Origin of the sequence: Synechococcus sp. Cruz CV12-2-Slac-r, assembly GCF_024346075.1 — a bacterium.
Taxonomy (GTDB): Bacteria; Cyanobacteriota; Cyanobacteriia; order PCC-6307; family Cyanobiaceae; genus Synechococcus_D.
This window is the reverse complement of sequence record NZ_JAGQEK010000080.1, coordinates 1-7,874: the sequence shown is the minus strand read 5'-3', so window position 1 is coordinate 7,874 and position 7,874 is coordinate 1. Positions and strand designations below refer to the sequence as shown.

At 51.0% G+C, this 7,874-nt stretch carries 11 protein-coding genes; 4 read left to right on the top strand and 7 right to left on the bottom strand.

Annotated elements, in window-relative coordinates; genetic code table 11:
- Positions 1–173 (bottom strand): rod shape-determining protein (locus KB557_RS07390; RefSeq protein WP_255132817.1); only part of this gene is annotated, 173 nt, incomplete at its 3' end.
- 153 nt (positions 174–326) lie between these two features.
- Here KB557_RS07390 and KB557_RS07385 point away from each other — a divergent pair.
- On the top strand, positions 327–701 hold the full coding sequence (locus KB557_RS07385) for a single-stranded DNA-binding protein (RefSeq protein WP_255132813.1): 375 nt from the start codon (positions 327–329) through the stop codon (positions 699–701).
- Between the two features lie 117 nt (positions 702–818).
- Here KB557_RS07385 and KB557_RS07380 read toward each other — a convergent pair whose 3' ends face one another.
- Both KB557_RS07380 and ahcY read right to left on the bottom strand, forming a co-directional pair.
- The gene (locus tag KB557_RS07380) at positions 819–1,466 is read right to left on the bottom strand and encodes a DedA family protein (protein ID WP_255132811.1); all 648 of its coding nucleotides are present in this window, start codon (positions 1,464–1,466) and stop codon (positions 819–821) included.
- Between the two features lie 36 nt (positions 1,467–1,502).
- The gene (gene ahcY / locus KB557_RS07375; protein WP_255132809.1) at positions 1,503–2,939 is read right to left on the bottom strand and encodes an adenosylhomocysteinase; all 1,437 of its coding nucleotides are present in this window, start codon (positions 2,937–2,939) and stop codon (positions 1,503–1,505) included.
- Positions 2,940–3,031: 92 nt separating this feature from the next.
- Here ahcY and tsaE point away from each other — a divergent pair, with 92 nt between their 5' ends.
- Together tsaE and KB557_RS07365 are read left to right on the top strand one after the other, a co-directional pair.
- Positions 3,032–3,463, top strand: a complete 432-nt coding sequence (gene tsaE, locus KB557_RS07370) for a tRNA (adenosine(37)-N6)-threonylcarbamoyltransferase complex ATPase subunit type 1 TsaE (RefSeq protein WP_255132807.1) — start codon at positions 3,032–3,034, stop codon at positions 3,461–3,463.
- Entirely contained in the window at positions 3,463–4,272 is an 810-nt protein-coding gene (locus tag KB557_RS07365) for a DMT family transporter (protein WP_255132805.1), read from the top strand. Before tsaE ends, KB557_RS07365 begins: the two co-directional genes overlap by 1 nt.
- 21 nt (positions 4,273–4,293) lie before the next feature.
- Here the strand turns inward: KB557_RS07365 and KB557_RS07360 are convergent, their stop codons facing one another.
- Together KB557_RS07360 and mgtE are read right to left on the bottom strand one after the other, a co-directional pair.
- A complete protein-coding gene (locus tag KB557_RS07360; RefSeq protein WP_255132803.1) occupies positions 4,294–5,268 on the bottom strand; it encodes an RpoD/SigA family RNA polymerase sigma factor in 975 nt (324 codons plus the stop codon).
- Positions 5,269–5,347: 79 nt separating this feature from the next.
- Complete coding sequence (gene mgtE, locus KB557_RS07355; RefSeq protein ID WP_255132801.1) at positions 5,348–6,727, bottom strand: magnesium transporter; 1,380 nt, start codon at positions 6,725–6,727, stop codon at positions 5,348–5,350.
- Positions 6,728–6,777: 50 nt separating this feature from the next.
- Between mgtE and KB557_RS07350 the strand changes: the two genes are divergently transcribed.
- Complete coding sequence (locus KB557_RS07350; protein WP_255132799.1) at positions 6,778–7,254, top strand: glutathione peroxidase; 477 nt, start codon at positions 6,778–6,780, stop codon at positions 7,252–7,254.
- Here the strand turns inward: KB557_RS07350 and KB557_RS07345 are convergent.
- Both KB557_RS07345 and KB557_RS07340 read right to left on the bottom strand, forming a co-directional pair.
- A complete protein-coding gene (locus tag KB557_RS07345) occupies positions 7,238–7,630 on the bottom strand; it encodes a fluoride efflux transporter FluC (RefSeq protein ID WP_399218811.1) in 393 nt (130 codons plus the stop codon). The genes KB557_RS07350 and KB557_RS07345 overlap by 17 nt on opposite strands.
- Positions 7,627–7,874: CrcB family protein (locus KB557_RS07340; protein WP_255132797.1), on the bottom strand; the 248-nt coding region annotated here is incomplete at its 5' end. The genes KB557_RS07345 and KB557_RS07340, both read right to left, overlap by 4 nt.

Sequence of the window (7,874 nt, the reverse complement as noted above, 5' to 3'; positions counted from 1 at the left end):
AGCATTTGTTTAGCTTCTTCCCCAACAGCTAAGGGGATGCCCTTATCAAGATCTATTGCCACCACTGATGGCTCCTGAAGCACGATGCCGCGACCTGATACGTAGATCAGGGTGTTGGCGGTGCCCAGGTCTATCCCGATATCACGGGAGAACTGAAAACGACGCCAGAACATTGGGTAATTGCTTAAGAGGGCGAATCATAGAGGCGCCTGGCGGTGAACAAAAAAAATTAAAGGTGATACAACCGGCCCGAGCGGTGGAACTACTGGAGCTGTGTGCCGCCCTTGGGTGGCGCATCATGACCACTAAGTAAAAGGAAAAGTTCCATGGGCGTCAATTCCGTCACCCTCGTTGGCCGCGCCGGCCGTGATCCAGAAGTTCGTTACTTCGAATCAGGCAGCGTTGTTGCCAATCTCACCATTGCGGTAAATCGCCGCAGCCGCGACGAAGAACCAGATTGGTTCAATCTAGAAATCTGGGGTAAGCAAGCCCAGGTTGCGGCCGACTACGTGAAGAAAGGATCCCTTTTAGGGATTATCGGCTCTCTCAAGCTAGATCGCTGGACCGATCGAGCCAGTGGAGAAGAGCGCTCAAAGCCTGTGGTGCGAGTTGATCGACTCGAACTACTCGGCTCTAAGCGCGATACCGAACAGACTGGTAGCTTCCAAAGTGGAAGCAATGAGGAAGACGTTCCTTTTTAGCTAAATTTCACCAAGATTTAACTACCTAAGTTCATTAAGTAAGTTCACTAAGTTTTAAACTCTAATTAATTGAGTTTTGATTAGTGAACTTAGTTTTTTGTTTATCTTAGCTGTTATTTAACGCCGCCGCCATGCCCGCAAACCAAGCCAGGAACCAAAAGCAAGGGCTGCAATAACTAAAATTACTTTCACAGCTTTAGCTACAGGTTCAAGCCACAGCTCAACGTTGTCGTAACCACTGCCCAAGGCCAAACCTGAAAGGGTGAGTATCAACACCCAGATCAAACTGCCTCCGGTAGTCCATAACAAAAATGGGGTAAAAGGCATTAATTCCATACCAGCTGGCACCGATATCAAAGTGCGCACCCCTGGAACTAAACGACCCCAAAACACCAGTGCAGTGCCGTAGCGATTGAACCAAATCCGGCTGCGTTTTAGGTCATTAGCGCTAATCCCAATCCAACGGCCATGACGTTCAAGCCACTGCTCAAGCCGCTCTTCATTAATTAATCTGCCTAAGCCATACCAAGGCAAGGCGCCTAGCACCGTGCCGCCAAGGCCAGCTATTACAACAGGCAGCAGAGCTAATTTGCCCTGCTGCACATAAAAGCCCCCAAGGGGCATGATCATTTCAGAAGGAATCGGAGGGAAGAGATTTTCCAAAAACATCGTTGCGAAAATCGCCACATAGCCAAGGAAAGGGTTTGCTTCAACAGCTGAACCAATCAATTGGGGCAACTGTTGAACCATTTCACTAAAACCCATCCGATTTCACCTCTTTTACGGATAATAAGTAACTATCTAGTAACGATAGTGATCGAGCTTGTAAGGCCCTTCCACAGCCACATTAATATAAGAAGCTTGTTCTGGGCTGAGCTTGGTAAGTTTGGCTCCGATTTTATCTAGGTGCAAGCGGGCAACCATTTCATCAAGATGCTTGGGAAGCACATACACTTTTTTCTCATACTTCTCAGGCTTTGTAAATAATTCAATCTGAGCCAGGGTTTGATTAGTGAATGAATTACTCATCACAAAAGATGGATGGCCAGTGGCGCAGCCAAGATTTACCAAGCGGCCTTCAGCCAACAGAATGATGCGATTACCGCTTGGCAGGATGATGTGATCCACCTGGGGCTTGATATTATCCCATTCATATTGCTTCAAGGAAACAACATCAATTTCGTTATCAAAATGGCCAATATTACAAACAATTGCCTGATCCTTCATCTTTAACAGATGTTCATGGCGAATCACTTGATAATTACCAGTGGCGGTAACAAAAATGTCTACATCTTGCACCACATCTTCAAGCCGCACTACTCGATAACCCTCCATAGCGGCTTGTAAAGCGCAGATGGGATCAACTTCAGCAATCATCACAGTGGAGCCAAGACCCCTTAAAGACTGAGCTGAACCTTTGCCCACATCGCCGTAACCAAGCACCAGCGACACCTTGCCGGCCACCATCACATCGGTTGCCCGTTTGATGCTGTCTACTAAAGATTCGCGGCAGCCATAGAGGTTGTCGAACTTACTTTTGGTTACCGAATCATTCACATTGATGGCTGGAAATGGCAATCCGCCTTCCTTCTCCATTTGATATAAGCGAGCCACTCCGGTGGTGGTTTCTTCCGTTACGCCTTGGATATTGGCGTAGATGCGTGAATACCAGCCAGGCTGTTCGGATAAACGGGCACGGATACTTTTAAATAAAGCCACCTCTTCTTCGCTGGAGGGGTTATTTAAAACAGAAGGATCTTTTTCTGCTTTTGCGCCAAGCACGATCAAGCCAGTGGCATCGCCACCGTCGTCGAGGATCATGTTTGGCGTGCCGCCATCAGACCATTCCATGATGCGATGGGTGAAGGCCCAATACTCATCAAGGTTTTCACCTTTATATGCAAATACCGGAATACCCGCAGCAGCAATTGCTGCTGCCGCATGATCTTGAGTGGAAAAGATGTTGCAGGAAGCCCAACGCACCTCTGCGCCGAGGGCCACCAGGGTTTCAATCAGCACTGCAGTTTGGATTGTCATATGCAAACTGCCGCAGATGCGGGCCCCTTTTAAGGGTTGTTCAGCGCCAAACTTCAGCCGTAGGGCCATTAAGCCCGGCATTTCAGTTTCAGCGATTGCAATTTCTTTGCGGCCGAATTCAGCTAAACCAAGATCAGCGATTACGTAGGTGTTCGTGGCCTGCAGGCCAGCCGTTGAAAAAATGTCGGGTGTAGCCACCATGGGATTAACACTTCCAGAGGAAGTGGCGATTGGATTTGGAATATCTGCGGAGACGCCGAGGCTTCGGGCTCGCTTGTTGAGAATCTACAAGAATGAACTGCTTCCTTGTTGATGCTGAAGCCACCAGGCTGCAGGGCCTGCAATTGGCTCAATACCTACCAGCTGGGGCATTGCTACTTCTTAGTGGCCCTTTAGGTGCAGGTAAAACTGCCCTTGTGCAAGGAATCGCAGCCGGCCTTGGTATTACTGAAGCCGTTACCAGCCCCAGCTATGCCCTTGCCCAGCACTACTACTGCAGGGGCGAGAGCGCACCTGCGTTAATTCATCTCGATCTTTATCGGCTCGAGCAGGCGATTGCCGCTGATGAATTGTTTTTTCAAGAAGCGGAAGAAGCTCTAGCCTGCAACTCATTAATGGCAGTGGAATGGCCGGAAAGGCTGAGCGCACTGCCAACAGGGGCCTGGCTGCTGCAGCTGAGCCTGGAGGGGGAGGGTCGCCATTTTCAGCTGCAGGCGCCCGGCTAATGCTGCTGAGTGCCTTCAGCTTCAGCGTGATGGCCGTATGCGTAAAACAGCTGGAAGGGCGAATCCCCGTAGCTGAGGTGGTATTTGCCCGTTCGGTGGTGAGCCTTGGGATCAGCTGGTGGTTGATCCAGCGGATGGGGCTTAATCCATGGGGTAAGAAGCGCCGGATGCTTGTGTTGCGCGGGATAGTGGGCACCCTGGCACTTTTCTGCGTTTATGCCGCATTAGCGGAGCTACCGCTTGCAGCCGCTACGGTTTTTCAATACCTGTATCCCACTTTCACCACGGCCCTGGCTTGGGGGATCTTGGGAGAGATAACTGGCAAACGCATCTTTGCCGCCATGGCTTTGGGCTGGCTGGGGGTATTTATGGTGGCCCAACCGTTTGCTGCTAGCCCATTACCAGCACTGCCAACAGCGATTGCAATCACTGGTGCGCTGCTCACTTCCATCGCTTACGTAACTGTAAGAAGCCTGGCTGAATACGAAAATCCAATGGTGATCGTGTTCTATTTCCCTTTGGTATCGCTGCCTATGAGCCTGCCTTTACTTGTTTTAAATCCGGTGCTGCCAAGTGGCAGCGATTGGGCTTGGCTGATTGGTGTGGGAATTTTTACCCAACTAGGACAAATCTGGCTTACACAGGGTTTAACCCAGATGCCAGCGGCAAGAGCAACAGCAATTAGCTATGCACAAGTAGTATTTGCCTCCACATGGGGAGTGTTATTTTTTGGTGAAATATTGAACATATCCACTATTATTGGCGCCGCACTTGTGCTTGGCGCAACAATACTTAGCCTTAAAATGTGATAAGGATTAGTACAATAAGTATTAAGCGGCTACATAAGCAACAACTGTTTCACTTACGCGACGCAGGCCAGCTAAACCATCACGTTCCAAATTACGCACGCGATCACGGCTCATTCCTAATTCCCTACCGATGCCGGTAAGACTCATCGGCTCTTCCACATCAATGCCATAACGCATTTTTAAAACCCTTCCTTGAAGTGGTGGCAATTGATCAAGCAAGGAACGCATATCACCGCGAAGGCATTCGCCGTCGAGCAATTCATCAGGCATCGGCGCTTCGTTTTGCAGCAGTTCTTGCAACTCGGTGTCGTCGCTGTCTCCCACCTTCATTTCAAGGCTCACCGGCTGGCGGGCCCTACACAACAACTCCTTCACCTCTTCTTCTGGTAGTTCCACGTAGAGCGCCAATTCGGTAACAGTTGGGGTGCGGCCGAGATCTTGGCTGAGTTCCCTTTGCCCTTTTTTGAGCTTGTTAAGGGTTTCGGTGATGTGAATCGGTAACCGGATAGTGCGACTTTTTTCAGCAATTGCCCTTGTAATTCCTTGGCGAATCCACCAATAGGCGTAAGTGGAAAACTTATAGCCGCGAGTTGGATCAAATTTTTCTACGCCCCGCACTAAACCGATCGTGCCCTCCTGGATCAGATCGAGAAGCTCCATATTGCGCTTGGTGTATTTCTTAGCAACGCTCACTACTAAACGCAAATTTGCGGCCACCATTCTCTCTTTGGCGCGGCGGCCATTTATCAGGCGGCGCCTGAGCACGGCGGGTGAAAGGTTCAAACTCACAGCCAAATCATCCCGGCTTGGCGGTTCTCCTTGCCGCATTCGCATCTCTTCTTCTGTGTCTTCAATGCGCATCAGCTCTTGCACTTGGCGGCCAAGGGTGATCTCCTGTTCATGGCTGAGCAAGGGAACACGGCCGATATCACGCAGGTAAGAACGAACTAGATCTCCATCAACAGGGGGGCGAAGCTCGGCGGTGGGAGTGGCCACTACGTTGAATCTTGAAGTTATGTAAACAATAGCCCTACGAAGGGTAGTTTTCTCTCAGAAAACTCGAGTCTTTTAAGACTCAGCCCTTTAAACCCAGGTGCTGCAGCAGCCAAGCCGCAGTTTGCAGATATATGAAAACACCAGCCACGTCTACCACTGTGGTGATAAATGGTGCAGACATCAAGGCGGGATCTAAACCAAGCCGATCAAACAACAAAGGCAGGCTGGCTCCAGCTGTTGCCGCAAGGATTGAGATGCAAAGCATCGAAACCCCAGCCGCCATAGCCACCAAGGGTTCACCACTCAATTGCCAAGACCAAGGCACCACCACCGCCGCCAGCAATAAACCGAGCAAAACGCCAGCTAAGGCCTCCCGCGCCACCGTGCGCCAGGGCCCCAGGGCCTGCAAACGGTTGGTGCTAAGGCCGCGGATCACAACAGTGGAGCTTTGCGCCCCCACATTTCCGCCAGTGCCAATTAATAAAGGAATAAAAGCAGCGAGTTGCACTACCCGCTCCATCACCCCCTGCTGGGAGGCGATCACCGCTGAAGTGCCGGTATTGGTGATGAGCAACACCAACAACCACAACACCCGCCTTTTTGCCACCTCAAACAAATTGCTTTGGAAGTAATCGTCTTCATCGCCGGCCTGCACAGCACCGGCGGCATAAAGATCCCTGGTGGCCTCCTGTTCGATCACATCGATCACGTCGTCAACGGTCACGATTCCCACCAGCCGGTCTTCGCGATCCACCACTGGAATAGCGAGAAAGTCGTAACGCTTGATCAGCCTTGCCACCTCCTCTTGGTTGGTATCGGTGTAAACGCGCACCACTTCACGGGTCATCACCGCACCGATCAAATCCTCCGGATCAGCCACCACCAAATCCCTTAAAGAAAGAATTCCAGTGAGCTGGCGAGCTGCATCGGTTACGTAAAGGCTATAGATCGTTTCAGTTGTAAGGGCGCGGCGACGCACGATGGCAAGGGCCTGGGCGGCGTTATGAAATTCTTTGAGATCAATGAATTCGGTCGTCATTAAACGACCGGCGGTTTCACTTTCGTAGCCAAGTAACTGGGCTGTTACGCGGCGTTCTTCTGGGCTTAATTGCTGCAGCAGATTGCGCACCACCTTGGCGGGCAATTCATCAAATAAACGCACCCGATCATCGGGTGACATCTGCTCCACCAGCTCCAGCACCTCGCCAGAACGCAAGCGTTCAAGCAACGACTGTTGCACCGTTGCATCGAGGTATTCGTAAACCTCGATCGCCTCATTTTTGGGCAGTAAGCGAAAAGCAATCGCTTGCTGCAGGGTAGGCAAATTGCCAATTGCTTCTGCCGCATCAGCGGGTTGCTCCGGCTCCAGCAGCTGCTTTACAGCGTCGTAATTGCCAGCTGTAAGCAAACGCTCAAGGTATTGGGTGAGTTCTGGAATAGCGGTTGTGTTTTCGACCATCGCCCGAGTGTATGGGGGTGGTTAGGGTTTGAGGGTTTGGATTCAATCCCATGGCCCCAAGTATTAAAGGTGTGGTTGTTGCTAACGCCGCTGGTAGCCCCCAGGATCTAGCTGATCAGGCCGGCCAGGTGCTGTTGCTTGTGAATGTGGCAAGCCGCTGCGGATTCACTAAGCAATATGCCGGCTTGCAAGCTTTACAAGAAAAATATGGCCCCCAAGGCTTCAAGGTAATCGGCTTTCCTTGCAATGATTTTGGCGCCCAAGAACCAGGCACCATCGCCGAAATCCAAGATTTTTGCAGCACCACTTTTGGGGTGAATTTTGAACTATTCGCCAAGGTAAGTGCCACCGCCGCTCCATTCGACACACTCACCAAAACAGAACCGGCCGGGGCGATCGCTTGGAATTTTGAAAAATTTCTAGTGGGCCGTGATGGCACCGTGATTGGGCGCTACAAAAGCGGTGTTACCCCAGAGGCGGAAGAACTCACCGGCGCCATTGAAACCGCCCTTAGCGCTGCCGCCTAACACGGGCGCTGAGGCTATAGCCAGATGCTGCAGCGATAAGGCCTAGGCAAAGGCTTAAAAGCAACACTAAAAGGGCCTGCAACTGCTGGCCCTGGTGTTGCAACAAGGCCATATCGAGCATCCAACTGGAAAAAGTTGTAAGGGAACCGCAAAAACCGATGCCAAGGGCAAGCAATAAACCAGAGGCGATTGCGGGTGGTGCCACCAGGTAGCCAAGCAATGCCGCGCCAATTACATTCACCAGCAAATCCGCTCCAGCTGTAGCGAAAGGCAAAACAGGAGCAAGATGCACAGCTGCTTGCCAGCGCAGTAGGGCCCCTGGAATGGCGCCGAGGGCCACTAACAAAAGTTGACGTATTTCAGTGCCTAAATTCACGCCAATCCACCAATCAATAAACCAAATTCCACTGCAAATAAACCGCCAACTAAAGAAGCAATAGCCAGCATTAATGCGGCGGCCTTGGCTTGGCGATGCAGCAGCACAAGCAACTCCACAATGAAGGTGGAAAAGGTGCTGAAGCTACCCAAAAAGCCAGTGGCCAGCAGCAGCAAAAGCGGGGTTGAGGGGCAGGTTTGATTTAATCCCACCAGTAAACCCAATAGAAAAGAAGCGGAAATAT

Coding starts and splice junctions, on each gene's coding strand:
- ahcY (WP_255132809.1), bottom strand. CDS start 2,939: ATGGTGGCTACACCCGACATTTTTTCAACGGCTGGCCTGCAGGCCACG.
- KB557_RS07380 (WP_255132811.1), bottom strand. CDS start 1,466: ATGGGTTTTAGTGAAATGGTTCAACAGTTGCCCCAATTGATTGGTTCA.
- KB557_RS07365 (WP_255132805.1), top strand. CDS start 3,463: ATGCTGCTGAGTGCCTTCAGCTTCAGCGTGATGGCCGTATGCGTAAAA.
- KB557_RS07350 (WP_255132799.1), top strand. CDS start 6,778: ATGGCCCCAAGTATTAAAGGTGTGGTTGTTGCTAACGCCGCTGGTAGC.
- KB557_RS07385 (WP_255132813.1), top strand. CDS start 327: ATGGGCGTCAATTCCGTCACCCTCGTTGGCCGCGCCGGCCGTGATCCA.
- mgtE (WP_255132801.1), bottom strand. CDS start 6,727: ATGGTCGAAAACACAACCGCTATTCCAGAACTCACCCAATACCTTGAG.
- tsaE (WP_255132807.1), top strand. CDS start 3,032: ATGAACTGCTTCCTTGTTGATGCTGAAGCCACCAGGCTGCAGGGCCTG.